22 protein-coding genes are annotated in these 24,673 nt (G+C 44.4%); 14 read left to right on the forward strand and 8 right to left on the reverse strand.

The window, feature by feature from the left end:
• Positions 1-385 precede the first annotated feature (385 nt).
• Entirely contained in the window at positions 386-2,011 is a 1,626-nt protein-coding gene (locus tag ACQY1X_RS06970) for an ArnT family glycosyltransferase (RefSeq protein ID WP_430014247.1), read from the forward strand.
• Between the two features lie 108 nt (positions 2,012-2,119).
• Positions 2,120-5,107: an aminomethyl-transferring glycine dehydrogenase gene (gene gcvP, locus ACQY1X_RS06975; protein ID WP_430014248.1), complete on the forward strand. Its 2,988-nt coding sequence runs from the start codon at positions 2,120-2,122 to the stop codon at positions 5,105-5,107.
• 39 nt (positions 5,108-5,146) lie between these two features.
• Here gcvP and lpxB read toward each other — a convergent pair whose 3' ends face one another.
• On the reverse strand, positions 5,147-6,376 hold the full coding sequence (lpxB, locus tag ACQY1X_RS06980; protein WP_430014249.1) for a lipid-A-disaccharide synthase: 1,230 nt from the start codon (positions 6,374-6,376) through the stop codon (positions 5,147-5,149).
• A gap of 141 nt (positions 6,377-6,517) precedes the next feature.
• The gene (gene lpxA, locus ACQY1X_RS06985) at positions 6,518-7,354 is read right to left on the reverse strand and encodes an acyl-ACP--UDP-N-acetylglucosamine O-acyltransferase (protein ID WP_036401272.1); all 837 of its coding nucleotides are present in this window, start codon (positions 7,352-7,354) and stop codon (positions 6,518-6,520) included.
• A gap of 150 nt (positions 7,355-7,504) precedes the next feature.
• On the opposite strand from lpxA, the gene ACQY1X_RS06990 reads away from it, so the two are divergent.
• Entirely contained in the window at positions 7,505-8,824 is a 1,320-nt protein-coding gene (locus ACQY1X_RS06990) for a four-carbon acid sugar kinase family protein (RefSeq protein WP_069474397.1), read from the forward strand.
• Here the strand turns inward: ACQY1X_RS06990 and ACQY1X_RS06995 are convergent.
• Positions 8,792-9,022, reverse strand: a complete 231-nt coding sequence (locus ACQY1X_RS06995) for a hypothetical protein (RefSeq protein WP_430014250.1) — start codon at positions 9,020-9,022, stop codon at positions 8,792-8,794. The genes ACQY1X_RS06990 and ACQY1X_RS06995 overlap by 33 nt on opposite strands.
• Positions 9,023-9,389: 367 nt before the next feature.
• Here ACQY1X_RS06995 and ACQY1X_RS07000 point away from each other — a divergent pair, with 367 nt between their 5' ends.
• Complete coding sequence (locus ACQY1X_RS07000; protein WP_012266647.1) at positions 9,390-10,367, forward strand: hypothetical protein; 978 nt, start codon at positions 9,390-9,392, stop codon at positions 10,365-10,367.
• A gap of 282 nt (positions 10,368-10,649) precedes the next feature.
• Here ACQY1X_RS07000 and ACQY1X_RS07005 read toward each other — a convergent pair whose 3' ends face one another.
• The 4 genes from ACQY1X_RS07005 to ACQY1X_RS07020 form a co-directional block, all read right to left on the reverse strand.
• Entirely contained in the window at positions 10,650-10,964 is a 315-nt protein-coding gene (locus tag ACQY1X_RS07005; RefSeq protein ID WP_002733868.1) for a HigA family addiction module antitoxin, read from the reverse strand.
• A gap of 16 nt (positions 10,965-10,980) precedes the next feature.
• Positions 10,981-11,262, reverse strand: coding sequence for a type II toxin-antitoxin system RelE/ParE family toxin (locus ACQY1X_RS07010; RefSeq protein WP_272076280.1), 282 nt, complete (start codon positions 11,260-11,262; stop codon positions 10,981-10,983).
• Between the two features lie 146 nt (positions 11,263-11,408).
• Positions 11,409-11,852, reverse strand: coding sequence for a type II toxin-antitoxin system YhaV family toxin (locus ACQY1X_RS07015; protein WP_002751101.1), 444 nt, complete (start codon positions 11,850-11,852; stop codon positions 11,409-11,411).
• On the reverse strand, positions 11,842-12,162 hold the full coding sequence (locus ACQY1X_RS07020) for a hypothetical protein (RefSeq protein WP_002793380.1): 321 nt from the start codon (positions 12,160-12,162) through the stop codon (positions 11,842-11,844). Before ACQY1X_RS07020 ends, ACQY1X_RS07015 begins: the two co-directional genes overlap by 11 nt.
• A 1,112-nt stretch (positions 12,163-13,274) precedes the next feature.
• Between ACQY1X_RS07020 and ACQY1X_RS07025 the strand changes: the two genes are divergently transcribed.
• The 10 genes from ACQY1X_RS07025 to ACQY1X_RS07070 all read left to right on the forward strand — a co-directional run bounded on the left by ACQY1X_RS07025 (position 13,275) and on the right by ACQY1X_RS07070 (position 22,963).
• A complete protein-coding gene (locus ACQY1X_RS07025) occupies positions 13,275-13,625 on the forward strand; it encodes a hypothetical protein (protein ID WP_002733098.1) in 351 nt (116 codons plus the stop codon).
• 12 nt (positions 13,626-13,637) lie between these two features.
• Entirely contained in the window at positions 13,638-14,465 is an 828-nt protein-coding gene (gene minC / locus ACQY1X_RS07030; protein WP_002731665.1) for a septum site-determining protein MinC, read from the forward strand.
• Positions 14,466-14,624: 159 nt separating this feature from the next.
• On the forward strand, positions 14,625-15,425 hold the full coding sequence (minD, locus tag ACQY1X_RS07035; protein WP_002733442.1) for a septum site-determining protein MinD: 801 nt from the start codon (positions 14,625-14,627) through the stop codon (positions 15,423-15,425).
• Positions 15,426-15,454: 29 nt separating this feature from the next.
• Entirely contained in the window at positions 15,455-15,730 is a 276-nt protein-coding gene (minE, locus tag ACQY1X_RS07040) for a cell division topological specificity factor MinE (protein ID WP_002732811.1), read from the forward strand.
• Positions 15,731-15,738: 8 nt separating this feature from the next.
• Positions 15,739-15,927: a hypothetical protein gene (locus ACQY1X_RS07045; protein ID WP_123230929.1), complete on the forward strand. Its 189-nt coding sequence runs from the start codon at positions 15,739-15,741 to the stop codon at positions 15,925-15,927.
• Positions 15,928-16,209: 282 nt separating this feature from the next.
• Positions 16,210-19,266, forward strand: coding sequence for a phosphoenolpyruvate carboxylase (ppc, locus tag ACQY1X_RS07050; protein WP_430015512.1), 3,057 nt, complete (start codon positions 16,210-16,212; stop codon positions 19,264-19,266).
• 520 nt (positions 19,267-19,786) lie between these two features.
• The gene (gene glyA, locus ACQY1X_RS07055) at positions 19,787-21,070 is read left to right on the forward strand and encodes a serine hydroxymethyltransferase (RefSeq protein WP_430015513.1); all 1,284 of its coding nucleotides are present in this window, start codon (positions 19,787-19,789) and stop codon (positions 21,068-21,070) included.
• 78 nt (positions 21,071-21,148) lie between these two features.
• The gene (locus tag ACQY1X_RS07060; RefSeq protein ID WP_002732067.1) at positions 21,149-22,213 is read left to right on the forward strand and encodes a glycosyltransferase family 4 protein; all 1,065 of its coding nucleotides are present in this window, start codon (positions 21,149-21,151) and stop codon (positions 22,211-22,213) included.
• 67 nt (positions 22,214-22,280) lie between these two features.
• Positions 22,281-22,580 carry a hypothetical protein gene (locus ACQY1X_RS07065; protein ID WP_002761685.1) on the forward strand — a complete coding sequence of 100 codons (300 nt, stop codon included), beginning with the start codon at positions 22,281-22,283 and terminating at the stop codon, positions 22,578-22,580.
• A gap of 86 nt (positions 22,581-22,666) precedes the next feature.
• A complete protein-coding gene (locus ACQY1X_RS07070; RefSeq protein WP_130757829.1) occupies positions 22,667-22,963 on the forward strand; it encodes a DUF4164 family protein in 297 nt (98 codons plus the stop codon).
• A 129-nt stretch (positions 22,964-23,092) separates the two neighbouring features.
• On the opposite strand, the gene ACQY1X_RS07075 is transcribed toward ACQY1X_RS07070, so the two are convergent.
• Positions 23,093-24,649, reverse strand: coding sequence for an AAA-like domain-containing protein (locus ACQY1X_RS07075; protein WP_430015514.1), 1,557 nt, complete (start codon positions 24,647-24,649; stop codon positions 23,093-23,095).
• Positions 24,650-24,673: the final 24 nt, after the last annotated feature.

A 24,673-nucleotide genomic window follows, 5' to 3' on the forward strand; every position in this document is an offset into this window, starting at 1 on the left:
AAGGATCTTCTAGAGTAGTTATGATATTTTAGCAGAAAATAATGGTTCTTCGTTACTTGGTATGGTTCGATCAGGGGGCAGAAATCGGCTAAATCCTTATCTGGCAAGGGACTTAATTGATTAGCTCGTTCTAGATTGAAAACAATTGGCAAAAATCGCAGCCATGTCTTTCTATATAAGGGTTTCACCCCTTATAACTCCCGTCCATTGCATAACACAAACCGAAGAACCAAAATAATCAAAGCTTTTTGCTTGGTTGGATTCTAGGCTATTTAAGGGATTAGGCTCATTGAAACTACTAATTTGCTATAACCAGTCTAGGAGAGCCTTACTGATTACTGTTTACTGATTACTGTTTACTGTTTACTGATAACTGACCTAGCTTATGAACCGTCAAAAATTTACTTGGGGATATTCTAGTTATAAATTGCGTCAGAGAGAAAATTTTAAAGAATTTCTGTGTTTACTGGGATTATTAATAGCGGCCTTAATTATCTATCTAGTGGGATTAGGTAATTTACCCTTGCGGGATTGGGATGAGGCAACAATCGCTCAGGTAGCCAAGGAAATTAGCCAAACCCCCCTGGAACAATTGCGCTGGTTATTTCCTAGTCTTTGGGGTGATCCCTACCTGAATAAACCGCCGTTGATTCACAGTTTAATTGGTCTAACCTACCATTTTTGGGGCATCAATGAGGCCAATACTAGACTAATTCCCGCTTTTTTTACAGCTTTATCGGTGCCGCTTCTCTATCTTCTCGGTCGAGAAATTTTTCCCGCTCGTTTGCCAGCTTTACTGTCGGCCTTGATCTATTTAACTCTTTTGCCGGTGGTGCGCCATGGCCGTTTAGCCATGTTGGATGGAGCGGTATTGTGTTTTGAAATGCTGATGTTTGTTGGTTTACTGCGCTCACGACGCGATTTACGCTGGTCTGTGGGGGCGGGGTTAGGATTTGCCCTCCTTTGTCTGACTAAGGGTATTATGGGGCTATTATTGGCGGGTATCGGCTTTATTTTTCTGCTCTGGGATACCCCCCGGTTATTAACGTCTGCCTATTTTTGGTCGGGTTGGTTATTGGGAGCAACTCCCGCTTTTGCCTGGTACACCGCCCAATTTTGGCACTACGAGCGGGAGTTTCTCGATTCCCTTTTTGTTCAACAGTTAAAGCGAGTTAGTGACGATCTGGACAATCATCGCGGACCGTTTTGGTATTATCTGCTAGAAATTATTAAATATAGTTGGCCCTGGTTAATTTTCTCGGTTTGGGGTTTACGTTTAGCTCGTCAGGAATATCTCTACAGTTGGGCGAAGTTACTGTTAGTTTGGACGGGTGTTTATCTGTTGGTGGTTTCGGTAATGGCGACTAAATTGCCTTGGTATATTCTGCCGATCTATCCGGCCTTGGCTTTAGCGGCCGGTTATGCCTTGGCGCAGATGGTTAATCTTCCCATCGATCGCACCTATAATCCAATCTGGTCAATTATTCTGGGTATTATCGGCGTTGTGACGGGTTTATTAGCTTTAATAGCCTATTTCCCTGGTAATTTTGCCGCTATCGAACCTATCCATCCCTTAATTATTTTAACCTTATTGTCACTTTCCCTGACCATGGTGACAACGGCGATTTTGTTAGCTCGGCGCTCGGAACAATTCAGCGTGGTTTTACTCTGGGGAATGTTTGTTTCTTTGTTTATTTTTGTCAATTCTCCCCTGTGGATCTGGGAATTAAATGAGAATTTCCCCGTCAAACCGGTGGCGAGTTTAGTACAGAAATATGTGCCAGCCGATCACCCTGTTTATATTGCTTTTGCCTACGAGCGCCCCTCGTTAAATTTTTATAGTAGTCGTCGGGTTTTTCCCCTGGCTACTGAAGAATTAATCAATCATTGGCAAAGTCACAAGCAACCTTACCTAATTATCGATCGTCAAACCAAAGAAGCTACTGATTTAGAAGGATTAAAGGCGCTCGGAGCCACGAATTCCGGTTGGTTTTTGGTGACGAAGCAGTAGTGGGGTTAATTTTATGAATGCTTTCGATAGCAAATTAGCTTAGGCTTTAACTTGCTGGCTTCAAATATTACAAAAATTTTACAAGTTGCGTTAAAATCACCCCTAGCGATGAAACGCAGCACTTTTGTAATTGTTGAAACCGAGATTAATATGCTAAATAGGTCAATTACGGCCGAGAAAACTGAGGAATTCGCTCCTGCTGACCTGCAAGACCTGCTAGACTGCACCGATAGCTTTGTTAACCGTCATATTGGGCCGACGGAGACGGAAATCGAGAAAATGCTGGCGGTTTTGGGTGTTGCTACCCTTGAGGAATTAATCGCTCAAACTGTCCCGTCAGGAATTCGTTTACAAAAAAGCCTTAATTTACCACCTGCCTTGAGTGAATACGCCGCTCTTGCCCAATTAAAAGCTATTGCCTCCAAAAATCAGGTATTTCGCTCCTTTATTGGCATGGGCTACCATGACTGTATCACCCCGCCGGTAATTCTCCGCAACATCTTAGAAAATCCGGGTTGGTACACCGCCTATACTCCCTATCAAGCGGAAATCGCCCAGGGACGCTTAGAAGCTCTCTTAAACTTCCAAACTCTCATCACTAGCTTAACCGGTCTAGAAATTGCTAACGCTTCCCTCCTCGATGAAGGAACAGCAGCTGCAGAAGCGATGAGCATGAGTTATGGACTATGTAAAACTAAAGCCAATGCTTTCTTTATCTCTAGTAGTTGCCATCCCCAAACGATTGAAGTTGTTAAAACCAGAGCGATTCCTTTAGGTATTGATATTATTATTGAGGATCATCGTCTCTTTGACTTCCAAACGCCGATTTTTGGCGCATTATTACAATATCCAGCCACCGATGGCGTAATTTATGATTATCGGGAATTTATCAGCAAAGCGCAGGAAAATGGGGCGTTAGTCACCGTTGCCGCCGATATTCTCAGTTTAGCCCTGTTGACTCCCCCCGGCGAATTGGGGGCTGATATTGCCGTGGGTAGCAGTCAACGCTTTGGGGTTCCCTTGGGTTATGGAGGTCCCCATGCCGCCTATTTTGCCACCAAAGATGCCTATAAACGTAGCATTCCGGGGCGCATTGTCGGGGTATCGAAGGATAGTCAGGGTAAACCCGCACTGCGTTTAGCTTTGCAAACCCGCGAACAACATATCCGCCGGGATAAAGCCACCAGTAATATTTGTACCGCACAGGTGTTACTAGCGGTGATTGCTTCCATGTACGCGGTGTATCACGGACCGGAAGGAATCAAGAAAATCGCCCAAAGAGTGCAGAAATTAACCGCTTTATTGGCAACTGGTTTAAAAAAGTTGGGTTATCAAGTGGGGAAAGAACCGCACTTCGATACGCTCAAAGTTACGGTATCCACGGGAGTTAAGGATATCTTCGCCAAGGCAAAAACCCATAAGATTAATCTGCGTTATTTTGATGAGAATAATCTAGGAATTAGTCTCGATGAAACCACCAGTCTCAGGGATGTGTGGGATTTATGGCAAATTTTTGCGCCAACCGAGGAATTACCCTTTGCCACGGCGGAATTAGTCGAGAAAATTAGTCTAGAATTACCCGCTAATTTAACCCGTACCAGTGCCTATCTTACCGAGCCGGTGTTCAATCGTTACCACTCGGAAACGGAATTACTCAGATATCTGCACCGTCTGGAAACAAAGGATCTAGCCTTAAATACTTCCATGATTCCCCTCGGTTCCTGTACGATGAAACTCAATGCCGTAGCGGAGATGATTCCGGTAACTTGGGCAGAATTCGGCAAATTACACCCTTTTGCCCCGATTGACCAAGCAGAAGGCTATCAACTGCTCTTTCAACAGTTAGAGACTTGGTTAGGGGAAATTACCGGGTTTGACGGCATTTCTCTACAACCGAACGCCGGTTCCCAGGGAGAGTATGCCGGTTTACAGGTAATCCGAGCCTACCATGAAAGTCGCGGTCAAGGTCATCGTCAGATTTGCTTAATTCCTGAGTCCGCTCACGGGACTAATCCTGCCAGTGCTGTTATGTGTGGTATGAAAGTAGTGGCGGTTAATTGCGATTCTCGGGGCAATATTGATATTGATGACCTGAAAACTAAGGCCCAGAAGCATCAGGATAATCTAGCGGCTTTGATGGTGACGTATCCTTCCACTCACGGCGTTTTTGAAGAGGGAATTAGCGAAATTTGCGCCTTGATTCATCAATACGGTGGTCAAGTCTATATGGATGGCGCGAATATGAATGCTCAGGTGGGTTTATGTCGTCCGGCGGATTTTGGCGCTGATGTCTGTCACTTGAATCTCCATAAAACTTTCTGTATTCCCCACGGTGGTGGCGGCCCCGGTATGGGACCAATCGGAGTAAAATCCCATTTAGTGCCTTTTCTGCCCGATGTTTCCCTAGTTTTGGCGAAATTATCCCCAGAAACCGCTAACGGTAAGCATCAGGACTCGATTGGGGCAATTTCGGCCGCGCCTTGGGGTAGTGCCAGCATTTTGGTGATTTCTTGGATGTATATCGCTATGATGGGGGCAGCCGGCTTGAAAAAAGCGACAGAAGTGGCAATTTTGAACGCTAATTATATGGCTTTTCGTTTGGAGTCGGCCTATCCGGTGTTATTTAAGGGTAGCGCGGGAACAGTTGCCCACGAGTGCGTGATTGATTTACGTCCCCTGAAAAAACAGGCCGGCATCGAGGTGGAAGATGTGGCAAAACGCTTGATGGATTTCGGTTTCCACGCGCCGACGGTTTCTTGGCCCGTGGCGGGTACAATGATGGTGGAACCCACGGAAAGCGAATCTTTGGGGGAATTAGACCGTTTTTGTGAAGCTTTGTTAACTATCTATCAAGAAGTACAAGCGATCGCTAATGGTAGCATGGATCCCCACGATAATCCCTTGAAAAATGCCCCCCACACAGCTGCGGTTTTAACTGCCGATGATTGGAGTCGTCCCTATTCCCGTCAACAGGCAGCTTACCCGCTTTCTTGGCTAAAAGATTATAAATTCTGGCCGGTAGTGGGACGGGTTGATAATGCCTACGGGGACAGAAATCTGGTTTGTTCCTGTGAGGGGATGGACGCTTATAAGTAATCGTAATTCCTTGATAATATTTGGTGGGGTAGTGGCAAATTACCCCGCTTTTTTCTGGTTTTTCGGAACTTGATCCGTAAAATTAAGTACCTCTTGTGCCACTCGCTCACAACTGCCTACTGTTCCTAAACCGGCCTTGGTTTCTGCGTATTCATCTAACATTTTTTGGCGACGTTGCTGATTTAATAATAAATCTAGACATTCCTGCATAATTCTTTCTGGGTTAGCTTCCTCTTGTAATAATTCGGGAACAATTTCTCGCATTAAAACTAAATTTACTGGTGAGACAAATGGTACAGAAAGCTTCATAATATTGCGGGCAATCCAAGCAGTAACTGCACTTAAACGGTAAACCACCACCTGCGGCACATTTAATAAAGCAATTTCGAGATTAACTGTACCAGACTTAGCCACAGCCAGATCGGCTGCGGCAATCGCTTCTAAAGTCTGATCTCGTTCCATAATCACCGCATTTAATCCGTATTCCGCCACTAATTCTCGCATTTTTGGTTCGTATAAAGCTAGGGGAACGGGAATTAAAAACTTAATATCGGGAATTTTTTCCTGTAATTTTTGGGCAGCAGCACACACCGTCGGCACGAGATATTTAAACTCCTGTTGACGGGAAGCAGGTAATAAAGCGATTACCGTTTCTTCGGGTTTTATTGCCCATTTTTGCCGCATTTCTTGCCGATTGGGAGCATTGGCCATACGATCAACTAAAGGATGTCCCACCCAAGTTACCGGTAAACCTTTTGTTTCAAAAAAACGAGCTTCAGCGGGAAAAATTGCCAATAATTTATCGGTGACGGCGATTAATTTTTCCGTATTAAATAACTTTTCTGCTGTGGCCCTGAGTTTAGCTGAGGGGATATTTTCTTCTGACCAAATCCACACCTGTGGGGCAATATAATAAATAATTGGGACATCGGGAATAATTTTTTTAGCCGACTGACCGATCGCCACATTTGCCCCCACATAATCAATTAAAATAATGATATCAGGGGGATTATCTCTAAAAAACTCTTTTGCTCGTTTTTGTAGTTGTAAAGTTGGCCAAATAAAGGGGATAGATTCAATTAATCCCATGGCAGCCAGTCGAGTGGTTTTACCCAACATTTTTGCTCCGGCTAACTCCATGCGATCGCCACCTAGGGCAAAAATTTCTAACTCAATTGCCTGGGTTTTAGCTAGTTTAAAAAGGGATTCAATCAGCATGGCTGCCTGTAAATCACCCGATACCTCACCCGTACTAATAAATATACGCATTTGGATAATTATTTGATAATAAAAGAATTCAGGAGACAGGATTGCTGGAGATAGGATTGCTGGAGATTGTTTTTATTTATTCTTCCCACTTCCCCATCACCCCACACCCCACTTTCCACACCCTGTTCCTCAATCAAGAAATTATTTTCCCGGAATTAAACCGCGACGTTTTTCTCCCGTGGTAGAGGATTGTAAAAATTGACAGAGATGTTGAACATGGGGGTTATCGGTTAAGAGAGAAACTTGTTCTAAAGCCTCCTGAAGATTTATATTAGAACGATAGATAATCCGAAAAGCTTTTTTGAGTAAAGCTAGATCTTCATCGGTAAAACCGGCCCTTTGTAAACCGACTAAATTAAGAGTTCGTACCCGACAGGGATTGCCTTCCACTAAAGTAAAAGGGGGAACATCGCGATCAATACGACTCATTCCTCCTAACATGGCCATTTTGCCAATATGAACAAATTGATGTACTCCTAAAACCCCCCCGATAACTGCTTTTGATTCGATCTGAACATGACCAGCCAAGGCGACACTATTAGCGATAATAATGTTATCTTGCAAAATACAATTATGGGCAACGTGAACATAGGCCATTAATAAATTATTACTGCCAATTTGGGTAACTTCTCCCGTATCCGTGGCGCGATTAATCGTGACAAACTCGCGAATTTGGTTATAATCACCAATTTCTACGCTACTTTCGCCCCCTTTATACTTTAAATCCTGTGGTTCATTACCAATAACAGCCCCAGAAAAAATATGATTACCCTTGCCAATTTTAGTCGGACCCTCAATGACCACATGGGCATCAATAATTGTATCAGCTTCAATTTCCACATTGGCCCCGATCACAGCATAGGGACCAACTTTAACCTTGGGATCAAGTTTTGCCGACGGATGGATAACCGCAGTGGGGTGGATTAACGTATTCAAAGGGAAGTCTCCCGCGCTCAACTTCGTCACTGTATGAATCATGGTATAGCTTATCCTATATTGGACAGATTGTGATCAAGATTGATAGCGGTTGCTTAGGGAGGGGACGACTTTAATGGGGAACCAGAACCCGATAAACTATTAACCAGATTCTCTTGGTTCCTTCGTCCCTCCCATCCTGATAAAAAATATATGAGCAATAATAGACCTAAAATTATAGTCTTAGATGACGACCCGACAGGTTCCCAAACAGTCCATAGTTGTCTGTTATTGATGCGGTGGGATGAAGATACTCTCCGCTTGGGATTGGCAGATAATGCGCCAATTTTCTTTGTTTTGACCAATACGCGCGCTTTAACCCCCGAAAAAGCCGAGTCTGTCACCAGAGAAGTCTGTCATAACCTGAAAACTGCCTTAACTAAAGAGGGAATCGAGGATTTTTTGGTGGTTAGTCGTTCCGATTCTACCCTGCGCGGGCATTATCCGATCGAAACTGATGTTATTGCCGAAGAATTGGGCGGTTTTGATGCACATTTCCTGATTCCAGCCTTTTTTGAGGGGGGGAGAATCACTCGCGATAGTATTCACTATTTAATCATCGATGGCGTTCCCACTCCCGTCCACGAGACGGAATTTGCTCGCGATTCGGTTTTTGCCTACCATTACAGTTATCTGCCGGATTATGTGGAGGAGAAAACGCAAGGTAAAATTAAAGCAGATGATGTGGAAAGATTTTTACTGGCAGATATCCGTCAAGGTAGTTTAGAACGACTGCAAAAGCTCAAAAATAATCAATGTGGGGTGGTAGATGGGGAAACTCAAGCGGATCTCGATCGCTTTGCTGAAGATATTTTAACCGCCGCAGGGGAAGGAAAAAAATTTTTATTCCGTAGTGCCGCCAGTATTTTAACTTCTTTGGCTAATTTAGGAACTCAACCGATCGCACCCGAATCTATGGGTAAGTATAAGCCCACGGGGGAAGCCGGGGCAATTATCGTCGGTTCCCACGTCAAAAAAACTAGCCAACAATTAGATAAACTGCTTCAACAACCCAACACCGTCGGAGTCGAAATCGATGTGACGGCATTGCGCGATCGTCCTGAGCAACGAGATCAACTCCTAGCACAAGCTCTGGAAAAAGTCAAGCTTATTCACAAAAATAAACAAACCCCCGTGATCTATACCAGTCGGCAAGAGTTAACCTTTGCCTCTGTGCAGAAACGTCTTGATTTTGGGGTTGCCGTCTCCACCCTGTTAATGGACATTGTTAAGGGTTTACCCAGTGACATCAGTTTTTTAATCAGTAAAGGCGGAATTACCTCCAATGATGTCTTAAGTACGGGTTTAAGCCTGCAATCAGCCCGTTTACTCGGTCAGATTCTCCCCGGTGTCTCCATGGTCCGCACAGCAGCCGATCATCCCCTCTTTCCTAATTTACCCGTGGTTCTTTTCCCGGGTAACGTCGGTGATGTCCAAGCTTTAGCTACAGTTTATCAACGTTTGTGTCAATAGGAGGCAATCAGTAATCAGTGAGCAGATATGAGTTTTCAGGTTCTTCGTTACTTGGTATGGTTCGATAGGGGGGCATAAATCGACTAAATCCTTATCTGGCAAGAGACTTAATTGATTAGTTCGCTCTAGAGCAAAAACAATTGACAAAAATCGCCAAATGTCTTTCTCTATAAGGGTTCCATCCCTTATAACCTCCATTCATTGCATAACACAAACCGAAGAGCCAAATCTCGAATGCAATTTTTCCGTCTTCAAGCTAAAGTGCTTGAGACGCATGACTTCTCGGACTTGTTCTAACAGTCGAGGGTACTGTGCTTCTTCCGTCATCGGCAAATGCGGTAAAATCCACTTGAAGGGAATACCAGACCACCCTCTGCGGTTATTATTCCCTAATTGAGGTGATTAAACCGCACAGTGCGGTATTAGGTATGATTAAGGGGGTGTTAGACCGATGCAAGTGGGATAGTAAGATAGAGGAGGGTGCTAGACCGCAGTGAGCGTTATAATTAATAGTTAGCATTTTTAAAAGGAAAATTAGTAGAACAAAGCTCGGAGGGAAGGCGAGATGGCTGACAAAGGACAGAATCCCGAACTCGAAAAGATCGATGAGCGGATACTGGAGCTGATCGAGCGACGCATCGAGGAGAAGGTCATCCAGCGCGTCGAGGCAACCCTGATGTGGCGCTACGGCCTTGCCGGTGTGGCATTTGCCTTTGCCTTGGTCATCGCCGGCCTAGGCTGGAACCAGATCATCACCTCTATGGTAGACGCAAAAATCAAGGAGATCACCGGTCAGGCAGAGGAGAAGAGCGAGCGTATCAATGTAACGCTCGGTATCGCGGAGGAGTTAGCCAAACAGAATGCCGAGTTTATCGCTTCAGCCAAGAAGAAGCTCGCCGAGGTGGGCCCGACTATCGATACTATCAACACATTGGAGACTCGGCAGAAAGCTCTCGACGATCGAACCAAGGCTCTGATCGTGACGGTTGGCGAGAAACCTATCACAACGTTGCTCGATGAAAACATGACAAGGGTTGCCGCCCTCGGCAAGCAGGTCGATCGACTGAGCCAGATCGTCGAGAAGCTACCCGGCACTAGCACGCTGACGGCCAAGGACGGTTCGACGGTGACTAAGGTGCAGACCGATGTTGCGAATCTTGTGCGACGGACGGATGAACAAGTGCGCCAGAGCGCCGAGGCGCAGAAGATGCCCACGGTGTTCATTCAGTTCGCCGGTGCGCCCCGCGAGCAGGCGAAGGCCCTGCGTACCGCTCTCCAAGCCGCCAAATACAATGTGCCTCCCGAGGATCGCGATGGCGGTGCCGCGGGGCTACACGAGGTTCGTTTCTTCAACAATAACGATAATAAGGATGCGTCCGCGGCGGGCAAACTGGCGAAAGATACAACGAATGCCCTGAAACAGCTAGGCTATAAAAATCTGACGGTGCAGACGGCGGACTTTACGAATTTCTCCGGCGTGAAGCCACAGCCCGGTGTGCTGGAACTGTGGATCGAACTGCCCAAGCTACCTCCGAAGTCCTGATGGGGGGCAATGGGTTCGGCAAATCGGCAACTACCCCTTGAGCGGCGGGTGGGTGCTGGTCTAACATTGCGCTGAACCGGAACGGAGCATAGACTACCTGTTGAGTTGCAAAGGTTATCGCTGTCCGGTTAGTGCGATCGCCGCTCTTGTAGGGTGCGTTAACGAAGTGTAACGCACCTAATCTATGGTTATTCAATAATTGATGTAATGGTGGATTACGCTGCGCTAATCCACCCTACGGGGGGTTAAAATTATTATTCTTCCCCTATTTCTTCGGTTATGCTACAGTGCTTGTGAAGCAGCATAGACTTTTACTTCCTTCTCTAAACGTTCTCTGAGCCTATCTTTTTCTACTTCAATATCATACCTTGTTTGAAGATTCATCCAGAACCTTTCAGACATACCAAAATAACGAGAAAGCCTTAAGGCAATATCAGCAGTAATTCCTCGCTTTTCCTCGATAATTTCCTTGATTTGCTCTATTGGTACATTAAGATCTTCTGCCAAACGTTCTTGGCTAATTTCCATCGGTTTGAGAAATTCTTCTAACAGAATCTCACCAGGATGAATGGGGGCTAATAATTTTTTCTCAGTCATGATTATTGAGTAACAATTAATGATAATCGACTATTTCTACATTGTAGGCGTTGCCATTTTTCCAAATAAAACAGATCCGCCACTGATCGTTAATTCGGATACTATGCTGATTTTTTCTATCTCCTGAGAGTTTTTCCAACCGATTAGATGGAGGAATGCATAAATCCTGTAAAGTTTCGGCCGCGTCTAAAACTTCTAGCTTTCTCCGAGCATTTCGTTGAATATCTTGAGGTAATTGTCGTGAAAATTTACGTTTGAATACCTGCTCTGTCTCCTTAGATGCAAAACTCTTAATCATCAATAATTAGGAAAATGCACTACTATCATATCATCTTAGTGCGATCATCGATCTCATGCTAATGTTAGATCGCAATCTTTCTGTGGAGGAGCAGTTGAAAGTGTATCTGTGGGTTACGATCGCTTTTTCAACCACCTTATCACTAGCTAATCTTCTTGGCTATCAAGGATTAAAGCGTCAAGAGAATTGGGAAAATCACCTCGCTCAACCATTTTTGTGAAGGCTTTATAACAATCATTTTTATCCCCTTGTTTGCGAGGATAGCCTAGCCATAAAACAAAAATTGCTTTATACTCCTCGGTTTGTATAGCCCGAAAGAATAAGCGATAACGGTCAGGTAGTCCCATCTTTTTGACTCTTCCGTAATGCTTGAGCGCCCCAGTCAGAGCAAAATGGGAAGCAAAAGGGTCGAGAGGGATTTTTTCTTTAATGGCGACCATAATCGCCCTGTAGAGTTTGACTGTAGAATGAGTACGGTATGCTTCTGTTGGCAAGGTGTTTTTTAGTTTACGAACCTCAACTTGTAAATCGCGGCGTTGTTGCCCAAAAAGTCTTTTAATAAAGTAGATTCGCCAACCGTTAACTATCAAGTTCTACTCCTGTCATCAACTCTTCATCGACCGCTGCCATCGCTTCCGTATAAGCTTCTAACTCAGCATCAGGATTTAATAGGGCTTGCTTGGTCAGAAAATCTAAAAATAAACTCATCATCAGTTCATCTTCCTCCTGTTCTACAGATTGAGGCTGTAAGCGGACTAATAAGGTATCAGGGCTGATAACTTCAACAGCACCTTTAGCTTCCTTAAACTGGGGATTATCCTTAAAAAAACTGGCACTCAAACGGAAACCTGAAGCATTGCCTATCCTAGCCCAGGTTAGATTGTATTGTTTGTTACTCATGATTTTAGGCAAAGTTTACTACATATCATGTTATTACATAATTTAATAACATACAAGGTTGCCCAGTTTCTCTACCGCGTTTTAACTGAACTTCCCCCATACATATATACTATAGGGGAGCGCGCCGAGAAAGCCATCGAGTAAAACTAGCGGATTTCGATTTAAGTACCTAAGCAAAATTAATTAGGGTTTGCTGAAAAAGCTTTTCCTGGGGGCAGGGTGTGGGGTGTGGGGTGTGGGGTGTGGGGTTTTACCGATTTTGAGGTAGTCAATTACCTAATTTTCAGGGAAAAAGTACCTGAATTTTCCCCCCGATCCCCGCAACGGCTGGCACTTTTTGAGTAAAAACAAGTCTAAAAGTCTTATCCAACAAGGTTTTTAGATTTATTCAGCAGACCCTAATTACACATATCTAACCCCCTCTTGCCTTTTGCCTCTTGCATGAGTGCCTATCTTTACTAGGAAATTAATTTTGCACGACTACTTACCAATAAACCCCTTGTCGGCTAGGATATTGTTGCTTTGAATGAACTGCAATACGGATTCTGCTGCGGGAGCGTTCGGGGAATAAACCAAAAGGTCAACATTTCACTATCACTGAAACTAGGCTCAGGTCCAGGTAGCATGGGAGTCAAGCGATATCCCTGTTCTTGATACCAGTCATCCACCAGGACATAAATAGGGTTTGCTGAATAAATCTAAAAACCTTGTTGGGTAAACCTTCTAGACTTTTTTTCCCTCAAAAAGTGCCAACCATTGTAGTGATCGGGGGGAAAATTCCTGGACTTTTTCCCTGAAAATTAGGTAATTGACCAGATGAAAATCGCTAAAACCCCACACCCCACACCCCACACCCCACACCCTGCCCCCAGGAAAACCTTTTTCAGCAGACCCTAAATAATAGTCAAGAGGGTGGGAGCATCTATCCTATTCATGGGAGGCCTCATGCTTTGGAGTGATTACCTTTATCGTGACGCCTCCCTTTGATTTTACAAACCTCTCTATCTCGCATCAGCCGTAATTCCTAATTCATAATTCCTAATTCCCACTGCTGCTGGCTGCTCAAGGTTCATAATGAAAGAAACATCTATGCTGATAGCCAGTTAATTTTTATGAAAACTGTTGCCGATACGGACTTGAAAAGGCTAGAAGACTTAATTATCAACGGACAAAAAGCGATCGAGACTCGTTTCACGGCGATCGAGAATAGTATCGTCGAAATTAAAGCTGATATTGGCGAAATTAAGGCTGATATTAAGGAAATCAAGCAAGATGTTAAATCCCTAGAGATAGGACAGGCAAAATTAACCGAAAGAGTCGAAGGGATGGATAATCGCCTCAAAATAGTTGAGGGCAGTCAAAAAAATCAAATTTGGGCATTAATAACCATTTTAGGCGGTTCACTGATTACCGCTTCCGTCGGTTTGCTGATCGCTATTTTGCGCTTTGTCTTGTTTAAGTAAAAAATTATCTTTATGGATGAAACCAAAACCGGAATAAATCAAGAAATCGACCTAGAAACCGAAAAAATTGAGCCATCAGCCTCGGTAAGGTCAAGATACACCCAAATTCACCTTAAAAGTGAGGGCGAGAAATTGGTGCTAATTTTACCCAAAACCGGCGCCGGGGAGACAAGTCAGGATTGGACAGATATCTTGACAGGATTGAAATATTATCTCCGTAATAGCGGTCAAAACTGCCCAGCTAGAACACCTGTACATCTACAGGCCAACGATCGCCTGATGGATACGCGGCAACTACAAGCGATCGCCACAATTTTAGACAGTGCCGAATTACCCCTACATACGATCCAAACTCAAAGAAGACAAACCGCAGTGGCAGCGGCAACTATGGGTTACAATGTCGAACAAATGCAATCAAATGCCACGGTTTTCGGGGACGAGCAACCGCTGCCATCCCTCCTCGCTGAACCTTTATACTTAAAAACTACCCTGCGATCGGGTGTAGAAATCCGTCACCCCGGTACAGTTATAATCATGGGCGATGTCAACCCCGGCGGATCGATCGTCGCTGATGGCGATATATTAGTTTGGGGGAGTTTACGCGGTGTGGCCCATGCGGGATTCCGAGGCGATCGAGCGGCACTAATCATGGCCCTGCGAATCGATTTAACTCAACTGAGGATCGCGGAATTGGTGGCACGGGCCCCGGCTTTAAATAGCGATCGCATAGAACCAGAAATCGCCTGTATCAGCGAAGGAGGAATCCGCATCATTGGGGCTTATAATTTTTCCAGAACCTACACCTTTAAAGATAAAGTGGGGTGGGTCGAAAAAAGGTGATCAGTAAACAGTGATCAGTAAACAGTGATTCAGTGACTGGTAAAAATAGCGATTAACTGCGTTGAAACGAAAAACTCTATAAAACTGATAGCTGATAACTGATAACTGATAACTGATAGCTGATAGCTGATAACTGATAACTGATAACTGATATAAATTATGGCTCGTGTAATTGTGGTGACATCGGGAAAGGGAGGAGTCGGTAAAACGACGGTAACGGCGAACTTAGGTTCAGCCTTATCTCAATTAGGCTGTCGAGTCGCCCTTGTCGATGCCGATTTCGGACTGAGAAATCTCGATTTATTGTTAGGATTAGAACAGCGTATCGTTTATACTGCCCTCGATGTGGTAGCGGGAGATTGTAGCCTTGATAAAGCTTTAGTTAAGGATAAAAGACAGGAAAATCTGGTTCTATTACCGGCGGCACAAAATCGTACAAAAGAGGCAATTACTGCCGATCAAATGAAGGATTTAGTCGCCCAATTGTCAAAAAGTTATGATTATGTATTGATTGATTGCCCGGCAGGAATTGAAATGGGTTTCCGCAATGCGATCGCTGCTGCCCAAGAAGCGATCATCGTTACTACCCCAGAAATGTCGGCGGTGAGAGATGCCGATCGCGTGGTAGGATTACTAGAAAGCGAGGATATTAAGGGTATTCGTCTGATTGTCAACCGGCTGCGGCCGGAAATGATCCAACTTAATCAGATGATCAGCGTCGAGGATATTCTCGACTTATTGGTAATTCCCCTGTTGGGGATTATTCCCGACGATCAAAGAATTATTATTTCCACTAATAAAGGAGAACCATTAGTATTAGAGGAGAAGACTTCTCTCCCCTCTATGGCCTTTAGAAACATTGCCCAACGTTTACAGGGTCGCGATGTGCCGTTTCTAGATTTAATGGCCGGTCAGGAAGGTTTTCTTACCCGTCTGCGTCGTCGCTTGTTTGGGCCTTAAACTCTCTCATCTCAACCCTTTAACCTACTATGAATGACCTGATCGATAAACTTCTAGCATGGCGCGGTTCGGGCAAAAGTGGCGACCAAGCTAAAAAACGCTTAAAACTTATTCTAGCCCACGATCGCGCCGATCTTAGTCCCGAAATTCTCGATATGATGCGTCAAGAAATCTTAGAAGTGGTCGGTCGTTATCTTGATATCGACACCGAGGAAACCGAGTTACTCTTAGAAAGTGACCAACGAACTACCGCCCTGATTGCTAATTTTCCGATTCGTCGCATCAAACGCCGTCCTTTAACCTAAAAATTGCCATGAAAACTCAACCGATCGAGCTTTGGCTTAGTCTAGCGGTTAGTCCCTTTCTTTTATCCTATCTGGCCTTGCGGTCCCTCAATCATTGGTTAATTGAATTGGGCCAGGAAAGTGAGGAATTGTTTCGCGGCGATCGCTTGCCCCTTCTCAATATTCCCGATCAGTTACCGGTCAAAAGTGACCAATAATCCAAGAAAAAAGTCCTTTTGCCCCCTGAAAAGAGGCAAAAATAGCGAAATTTTTGTTAAAAATAGGAAAAAATGTGATTCTTTGGCATATAATCTCATTTTTGACAAACCGTAAAGAACTAATCCCGATATATCAGTAATCAGTGATCAGTTATCAGTTATCAATGATCAGATTTGAGTTTTCAGTGAATAGTATTAACGGGCAAGTTCTGAGCTTTCTTTTCACTGATGACTGATGACTGATGACTGTTTACTGATTACTGATTACTGATTACTGAAATTATGAGCGTCCTTGTCCCCTCGACCGAAACCGAACAGGATATTTTCCCCACTTCCAACCTGTTTCTGCAGCAAAGACTGAAATTAATCGAAGATTTATGGAAAGAAGTCTTGATCTCCGAATGTGGTCAAGAATTAGTCGATTTACTGGAATTACTGCGCCATCTCTGTTCTGAGGAAGGACAAGTGACCGATGATAGTGCGGAGGCAACGATCGCCAAAATGATCGAAGACTTGGAACTAGGGGAAGCGATCAAAGTTACCCGCGCTTTTGCCCTCTATTTCCAGTTAATAAATATAATCGAACAACACTACGAACAAAGGGATCAGCAACTACTGCGACGGACGGTGATCGGGGAAGAAAACGAAAGTCCCAAGGCTGAACCAACGCAAAAAAGCCTTTTAGCCACCATTGTCGGGGCCGATTGGCTAGAAAAAACCCTAAACGAGTCCGATCACTCCAGCCCAAAATCGGGGCTATTTCACTGGTTATTTCCCTATCTCAAACAGGTGAACGTCCCCCCCCAGGAAATTCAGCGTCTTCTCGATCAATTAGATATTCGTCTGGTTTTCACGGCCCACCCCACGGAAATTGTCCGTCATACCATTCGCATTAAACAGCGCCGCATTTCGGGCATTCTCGAAAAACTCGACCAAGCAGAAGAAATCTTTCGCAGTATGGGGTTAACTAACTCCAGAGAAGCACAGACAGTCACCAAACAGTTAAAAGAAGAAATACGTTTTTGGTGGCGAACAGATGAACTACACCAATTTAAACCCACCGTCGTCGATGAGGTGGATTATGCCCTTCACTACTTCGATGAAGTTCTCTTCGATTCCCTACCCCAGTTAACCCTGCGTCTGCAGCAAAGCCTACAATCCTCCTTTCCCCGTTTACAAGCGCCGAAAAATAACTTCTGTCGCTTCGGTTCTTGGGTGGGGGGCGATCGGGATGGCAATCCCTCCGTTACCCCCGAAGTCACCTGGAAAACCTGCTGTTATCAGCGCAATCTCGTTGTTAAAAAATATCTCGATGCTATTCGCGACCTGACCAGTATTTTAAGTGCCTCCCTGCACTGGTGTCACGTCTTGCCGGAGTTGCTGGACTCCCTGGACAGAGATAAACAGCAAATGCCCGAAATCTATAGCCAGTTAGCAATCCGCTACCGTCAGGAACCCTATCGCCTCAAATTGGCCTTTATTCAAAAACGTCTGGAAAATACCCGTGATCGCAATGATCGCCTTAATGACCCGGAAGAACGACAATTATTAACTAAACTCAACGAAACCAACATCTATCGCTCTGGTTCCGAGTTTTTAGCCGAATTACAGCTATTAAAGCGCAGTCTCTTGCAAACCGGTCTTTCCTGTCAAGAACTCGATCGACTGATCGCCCAAGTGGAGATTTTTGGCTTTGTCCTGACTCAGTTAGATTTTCGGCAAGAATCCACCCGTCACGCCGAATGTATCGAAGAAATCGCCGCCTATCTCGGAGTTTTACCCAAACCCTACGGCCAATTAACCGAATCAGAAAAAATCGCCTGGTTAGTGGCGGAATTAAAAACCCGTCGGCCCTTAATTCCCCGGGAAATGCCCTTTTCGGAAAGAACCTGCGAAACCATTGAAACCCTGCGAGTTTTAAGAAGTCTGCAAGGGGAATTTGGTCTGGAAATCTGCCAAACCTACATTATCAGCATGACCAACGAGGCCAGCGATGTGCTAGAAGTGCTGTTATTAGCCCAAGAAGCTGGGTTATACGACCCCGCCACTAGCCGCAGTTCCCTCCGCATCGTTCCCCTCTTTGAAACCGTCGATGACCTCAAACACGCCCCCGGCATCATGCAGACTTTGTTTGAATTGCCCCTCTACCGGGCAGCCCTAGCCGGCGGTTACGACCATTTAGGGGCTTTAAACGGGGAGGAAGTGACCCCGGAACCGGCCATCCTCGAACCGGGTAATTTACAGGAGATTATGGTGGGTTACTCCGATAGTAACAAGGATTCCGGCTTTTTAAGCAGTAATTGGGAAATTCATAAGGCCCAGAAGGCTTTACAGAAAACCGCTAAACAATACGGCGTGGATCTACGTCTTTTTCATGGCCGGGGCGGTTCCGTTGGTCGCGGTGGTGGACCGGCCTACGCCGCTATCCTCGCCCAACCCCGGGGAACGATTAACGGTCGCATTAAAATCACCGAACAAGGCGAGGTTTTAGCCTCGAAATACTCTTTACCGGAATTGGCCTTGTATAACCTCGAAACCGCCGTAACGGCGGTCATACAGGCAAGTTTACTGGGCAGTGGTTTTGATGATCTCGAACCCTGGAATCGCATCATGGAGGACTTGGCCACCTGTTCACGGCAAACCTATCGCAGTTTGATTTATGAAGAACCGGACTTTTTAGACTTCTTTCTGTCTGTAACTCCCATTCCTGAAATTAGTCTTTTACAGATTAGTTCCCGACCGGCCCGCCGGAAAAGTGGTCAACAGGATTTAAGTACCCTGCGGGCAATTCCCTGGGTATTTAGTTGGACCCAAACCCGTTTTCTTTTACCGGCTTGGTATGGTTTAGGGACAGCTTTACAGATGTTTCTCGATGATTCTCCTAACCGAAATTTGGAATTGTTACGCCATTTTTATCACAAGTGGCCTTTCTTCCAGATGGTGATTTCTAAGGCAGAAATGACTCTATCAAAGGTGGATTTACAGATGGCCTATCACTACGTCAGTGAACTTTCTAAACAGGAAGATCGAGAACGTTTTCAACGTCTGTTTGAAAGGATTAAAGAGGAATATAATCGCACTAGCGAGATTGTTCTCCAGATCACCGGCGAGAAACATTTATTAGATAATGATCCGAGTTTACAGCGCTCGGTGCAGTTACGCAACGGTTCGATCGTTCCCCTCGGTTTCCTACAGGTGTCTCTCCTCAAGCGTTTACGTCAATACAATAGTCAAGCTCAATCCGGTGTGATTCATTTCCGCTATTCTAAAGAGGAGTTATTAAGGGGCGCTTTAATGACGATTAATGGTATTGCCGCAGGGATGAGAAATACCGGTTGATTACAGATAATTAATGGTAGTTTTCGGGTGGTTATCTTGAAGGTAATCCACCCTATTTTTAAAATTTGTCAACTTTTTGTAGAACTTCTACTAAGTTGTTATTTTTAAAGGGAAAATCACCGTTAAAATTGGGCATTACTTCTGATTTTATCACTCAATCCCAGCTTTTGGGGGGTTCTATTGGCTAATATTAAGTAGCTGGTTATAATTAAATTAAAAATGGATTTTAGGTTCGATCCCCCCTGCCCCCCTTGATAAGGGGGGTGCCGATCCCCCCTTAGTCCCCCCTTTAATCCCCCCTTAATAAGGGGGGCATCTGATAATTTTTAACGCCTACCTACTTACTATCACTTATTGACTAAAAATGAAGATTTGACCCCTAACAGTTGACAATCGAAGAGCGATACCGAAGAGAAGCAATTAAGCTCACCGGTGTGTCGGAAGATTAGAGATTGTGCCAAAATGGAGAAAGTGACCCAAGGATTACAGGTAAATTGTTAAAAAAAAGGATCGAGTAACCGTGACTGATACCAACCTAGATATACTATCCCTGACGGATCCAGCGATCGCAGGGATTTTGCAAAAAGAACTGCAACGTCAAAGAAATCACCTAGAATTAATCGCTAGTGAAAACTTTACCTCGGCTGCCGTCATGGCCGCCCAAGGTTCGGTTTTAACCAACAAATACGCCGAAGGACTGCCAAAAAAACGCTACTATGGCGGTTGCGAATACATTGACGAAGCGGAACAATTAGCGATCGATCGGGTTAAACGACTATTTGGGGCAAACCACGCTAACGTACAACCCCACTCCGGCGCCCAAGCTAATTTCGCCGTTTTCCTGACCCTCTTGCAGCCCGGCGATACGATTATGGGCATGGATCTCTCCCACGGTGGTCATCTTACCCACGGTTCCCCCGTTAACGTTTCCGGAAAATGGTTCCGAGTCCTACAGTACGGAGTAAGTCCCGAAACCGAACTCCTCGACTACGATCTCATCCTTGACATCGCCCGCAAAGAAAAACCCAAACTAATTATCTGCGGTTATTCTGCCTACTCGCGCCGGATTGATTTCGAGAAATTCCGCGCCATCGCTGACGAAGTGGGGGCCTACCTGATGGCAGATATCGCCCATATTGCCGGTTTAGTGGCCACTGGTCATCATCCTAACCCCCTACCCCATTGTGATGTGGTCACTACCACCACTCACAAAACCCTGCGCGGTCCTAGGGGGGGGTTAATTATGACCAAAGACGAGGAATTAGGCAAAAAATTCGATAAATCCGTCTTCCCCGGTACCCAAGGCGGTCCCCTAGAACACGTGATTGCAGCGAAAGCGGTGGCTTTTGGGGAAGCATTGAAACCGGAGTTTAAAATCTATTCGGGCCAAGTAATCGCTAATGCCCAAGCTTTGGCCGGTCAGTTGAAGGCTAGAGGGATTAAAATTGTCACCGATGGTACGGATAATCACTTGATGTTACTCGATTTAAGATCCGTGGGCATGACCGGGAAAGAAGCCGATCGCTTGGTGAGTACCATTAATATTACCGCTAATAAAAACACTGTTCCCTTCGATCCCGAGTCTCCCTTTGTCACCAGTGGTCTGCGCTTGGGTTCCCCGGCTATGACCACCAGAGGACTAGGAGAAACGGAATTTATCGAGATTGGCAACATTATCGCCGATATTCTCCTTAATCCAGGTGATGAAGCCCTGAGAACTGCTTGCCGTCAACGGGTAGCCAAACTCTGTGAAAGCTTCCCCCTCTATCCCCATCTCCATATTTCCGTCCCCGCCTTGGCCTAAAAAGAGAGATAATAAAAGTTCATAATTGGCGATTGCCTGTCAGTGGCCAATTGTGAATTAAATCGCCCCCCAATTCCCATGTCCGGAGATTTATACTATCTAATTGCTTTTCTGATCGCCCATACCGTGGTACTTTGGAGTACCCCCCTCGTCAGAACCGTCGGACTGAAAAGCGGTTACGTCGATAAACCCAACGAAAGGAAGGTCCATGAAAAGCCTATGGTTCGACTGGGGGGGGTTTCGATTTTTGTCGGCGCTTTAACTGCCCTCCTGATCGTTTGGTGGTTGGGAGGGTTTGCTGGTTTAAACAGCGATCGAGAATGGGAAGTGTGGGGCGTAACCCTAGGCGGTTTGGGCTTTTTTCTCATCGGTCTAGCGGATGATCTTTTTAATCTTTCCCCCCTCAATCGTCTGGTAATGCAGTTTAGCGTCGCTTTTCTAGCTTGGCAAGCTGGGGTGAGGATCGATTTCCTCTCTATTCCCTTCGGCGATTTATTACAAATTCATTGGCTAAGTTTACCGATTACTCTCCTCTGGTTAGTGGGGATGGCTAACGCGATTAATTGGATTGACGGTTTAGATGGATTAGCGGCGGGGGTTTCGGGTATATCTGCCGTGGTTATTTTAATTGTAACTTTGGTGATGGGACAACCGGCCGCCGCTATTATCGCCGCCGCTTTAGCGGGTGGGGCCTTGGGTTTTCTGCGTTACAATTTTAACCCCGCCCAAATTTTTATGGGGGATGGTGGGGCCTATTTTATGGGTTTTACCCTGGCGGGTGTGGCGGTGATTGGATTGGCTAAAACCACTGCTGTGACTACTGTTGCCGTTACCGCCGTCCTATTGCCCTATCTCATCCTCGCGGTTCCTCTCCTCGATATGTCCACGGTGATTATTTCCCGTCTCAAACGCGGAAAATCCCCTTTTGTGGCTGATAAACGTCATTTACACCATCGTTTACTGAAAGCGGGTATCTCTCACCGTCTGACAGTATTATTTATCTACGCTCTAACTCTCTGGGTGGGCAGTTTAGCCCTCGGTTTTTCCAATGTTCCCAGTGGTTGGGGTTTTGCCTTTGGTGCGACTCTCCTCCTCGGTTACGTCGGTTGGCAAGTCTGGCGCAATCGTGGCAGTGAACCGTAAGCCGTCTTAAACTAGAAAAAGGATTAATAATTAAGATAGCGGCAGGATGACTCTGGGAGTTTAGCAAATGTCTAACGAAACCGTAACTTATTCCCTTGAAACGGTTCTTAAGGAAATCAAAGACAGCATCAAGGAAGTCAACCACAAAGCTGATAGAATCGAGCAACGTCTGACAAAATTAGAAATTGGACAGGCAGAACTTAAAGGAGAAATTAAAGCTTTAGATGAGCGACTAAGCACAAAAATTGACGGATTGACCGCTAGAGTTGCCTATCAAGAGTTTACTAATCGAGGCATTTTGATCGCCCTTGTTGTTGCTATTTTAGGAGGAGCAGCTAAACTTTTTGGGTTTATTGGCAACCCCTAGAAGTTGCCCTTAGCATCATAAATTTTTCCTATCTTATTTTTTCAGCAAGCCCTAATTAAAGTTATCAAAAGTAGGAGTTTAGCACAATGTCTAACGAAACCGTAACTTATTCCCTTGAAACTGTCCTGACAAGGATTGAGGGAAAAATCGACTCTTTACAAAGAGATGTTAATGAGCGTCTCACTAAGCTAGAGATAGGACAATCAGAAATAAGAGGGGATATTAAGGCCCTAGATTCTAAAGTTATGGAAATAGAAAAGCCTATTGATGACCTGAATGCACGGGTGAATATTACCACTAATGGGTTTCTTGGCATTGTCGGAATTTTGGTGACAGGAATAGTAGGTATTCTGGGAAAAATCGTCTTTTTTCCTAATCCCTAAAAGTTATCCTTAGTCTTTGTTTACTCTACAATTTTCAAGGATACAGAGAAAAATGATCTGCAAAAATCCCTCTTTCCGTTCTCCTCTCTGCGACTGTAGCGCCTCTGCGTCAAACAAAAAATATAAAACTCAAGCCCTAATTACAGTAATTCTATATTGATTTTCTGTCACCACAACTTCAGTGGATAATCTTTCTTCCATAGGTAAAGCATTTTTCCTCCTATCAAAGATAAATAACCAACCAAAATCTAAACCCAAACGCCCTAAATAAGATTCTAATTGTTCAATTCCGTCAGCTTGCGGATTGCGTTTTTTATCCCGCCATACTTTTAATTCAATCCCTAAAGTTACATCTTTATACTGCAAACATAAATCCATTCTGTCACTACCAATTGCATATTCCCTTTCTAAAACTCCTCCACCATTAACCACACGATGTAAAAAAGCCATTAATACTATATGCGGAGCAATTTCATGGTAAGCAGCACTACTTAATAATGGTTCTCCATGCTGTCGCCAAAACTTGAGAAATGCTGTTAATAAAGCATCTATATTTAATTCACCTTTTGCTGTCAACCAACTAGGACTAATTAAAGGTAAACTGTCCTGAGTTCCTTGTACTAAAACGCGGGGAATTACTTCACGATAAATGGGGTTAGAAATAACTAATCCCCCCATCGGATCACGTCGTAATAATCCTAAATCTATTAAATATTGCCTATCATCTGCTAGGGTATCGGGTAAGGTTTGCCCTGCTAAAATTGGTTCAATAATGTTTTTAACTCGTTTTTCTCTGAGTTTTTCCGCTAAACTATCTAAATGAGTATCCTGACGAGCTATTAATATTTCTTTGGCTGTTAAAATATGTTCTTTGGTAATAGCGATATTTCTATCTTTTACCATTTTTTCTACAATTTCTTTAGCTAAAGCATTGACTAGCCAAGGTTGTCCTTGGGTTAAATAAAACACTGTTTCTATAGCTTCTGGTGTGAAAATTTGTCCAGTTGCTGCTGTATGTTGTTGATATAATTCTCCCACTTCTGCAAGATTAAAATTTCGCATAGTCAGAGAAGCAACTTTTATATTAAAAGGACTGGATGTATTTAATCTATCACTACCACCAGATGCTACTTTATAATCTCGCACATCTCGTAAACCAATTAATCCTACTGAGGTCGGAAAATTTTCAGGACGATTAGGAAACCCATCTCTTAACTGTCGTAAAACTGATATTAATGTTTGGTCTTGTAAAGAGTCAATTTCATCTATAAATAATACTATGGGACGATTGATAGCTTTTGCCCAAGCTGTTAAAAAATCGTTAATCCTATTTCCTGGTTCTTCCTGTTGCCATTGTTTAGCAGCTGGTTGTAATTCTTTAGGTAAACGGATATTTATTGTATTATACCATGCCCCTAAAATTGCCAATTCTGCGGCAGTAGGATCATGATTAAATGCACTTCCTACTTCCACTGATACCATGACTGCGGCATAATTTCCTGTAGCAGTAAGTTGTTTTGCTAGGGATAACATAGCGGTGGTTTTCCCTGTTTGTCGTGGTGCATGAAGGACAAAATAACTTTCTTGTTCAATTAGCTCCTCTAAATCTGGTAATCGTACTGTGGGAGATAACATATAGTGGATATCGTCTTTACAGGGACCGGCAATATTAAACCAGCGAGTCATGGTATTTTGGCAGTGGGTGAACTC

The sequence above is a fragment of the Microcystis protocystis FBCC-A270 genome (assembly GCF_050500235.1).
In the GTDB taxonomy this organism is placed as follows: Bacteria; Cyanobacteriota; Cyanobacteriia; order Cyanobacteriales; family Microcystaceae; genus Microcystis; species Microcystis ichthyoblabe_A.

Bases quoted from the DNA above. Each gene is read 5' to 3' on its own strand.
- ACQY1X_RS07075 (WP_430015514.1), bottom strand. From the start codon at position 24,649: ATGACTCGCTGGTTTAATATTGCCGGTCCCTGTAAAGACGATATCCAC.
- lpxB (WP_430014249.1), bottom strand. From the start codon at position 6,376: ATGCGTATATTTATTAGTACGGGTGAGGTATCGGGTGATTTACAGGCA.
- ACQY1X_RS07005 (WP_002733868.1), bottom strand. From the start codon at position 10,964: ATGACTGAGAAAAAATTATTAGCCCCCATTCATCCTGGTGAGATTCTG.
- ACQY1X_RS06990 (WP_069474397.1), top strand. From the start codon at position 7,505: ATGAGCAATAATAGACCTAAAATTATAGTCTTAGATGACGACCCGACA.
- ACQY1X_RS07065 (WP_002761685.1), top strand. From the start codon at position 22,281: ATGTCTAACGAAACCGTAACTTATTCCCTTGAAACGGTTCTTAAGGAA.
- ACQY1X_RS07060 (WP_002732067.1), top strand. From the start codon at position 21,149: ATGTCCGGAGATTTATACTATCTAATTGCTTTTCTGATCGCCCATACC.
- minC (WP_002731665.1), top strand. From the start codon at position 13,638: ATGGATGAAACCAAAACCGGAATAAATCAAGAAATCGACCTAGAAACC.
- lpxA (WP_036401272.1), bottom strand. From the start codon at position 7,354: ATGATTCATACAGTGACGAAGTTGAGCGCGGGAGACTTCCCTTTGAAT.
- ACQY1X_RS07070 (WP_130757829.1), top strand. From the start codon at position 22,667: ATGTCTAACGAAACCGTAACTTATTCCCTTGAAACTGTCCTGACAAGG.
- ACQY1X_RS07020 (WP_002793380.1), bottom strand. From the start codon at position 12,162: ATGAGTAACAAACAATACAATCTAACCTGGGCTAGGATAGGCAATGCT.
- ACQY1X_RS06995 (WP_430014250.1), bottom strand. From the start codon at position 9,022: ATGGAGGTTATAAGGGATGGAACCCTTATAGAGAAAGACATTTGGCGA.
- gcvP (WP_430014248.1), top strand. From the start codon at position 2,120: ATGAAACGCAGCACTTTTGTAATTGTTGAAACCGAGATTAATATGCTA.
- ACQY1X_RS07025 (WP_002733098.1), top strand. From the start codon at position 13,275: ATGAAAACTGTTGCCGATACGGACTTGAAAAGGCTAGAAGACTTAATT.
- minD (WP_002733442.1), top strand. From the start codon at position 14,625: ATGGCTCGTGTAATTGTGGTGACATCGGGAAAGGGAGGAGTCGGTAAA.
- ACQY1X_RS07000 (WP_012266647.1), top strand. From the start codon at position 9,390: ATGGCTGACAAAGGACAGAATCCCGAACTCGAAAAGATCGATGAGCGG.
- ACQY1X_RS07010 (WP_272076280.1), bottom strand. From the start codon at position 11,262: ATGATTAAGAGTTTTGCATCTAAGGAGACAGAGCAGGTATTCAAACGT.
- ppc (WP_430015512.1), top strand. From the start codon at position 16,210: ATGAGCGTCCTTGTCCCCTCGACCGAAACCGAACAGGATATTTTCCCC.
- minE (WP_002732811.1), top strand. From the start codon at position 15,455: ATGAATGACCTGATCGATAAACTTCTAGCATGGCGCGGTTCGGGCAAA.
- ACQY1X_RS06970 (WP_430014247.1), top strand. From the start codon at position 386: ATGAACCGTCAAAAATTTACTTGGGGATATTCTAGTTATAAATTGCGT.
- ACQY1X_RS07045 (WP_123230929.1), top strand. From the start codon at position 15,739: ATGAAAACTCAACCGATCGAGCTTTGGCTTAGTCTAGCGGTTAGTCCC.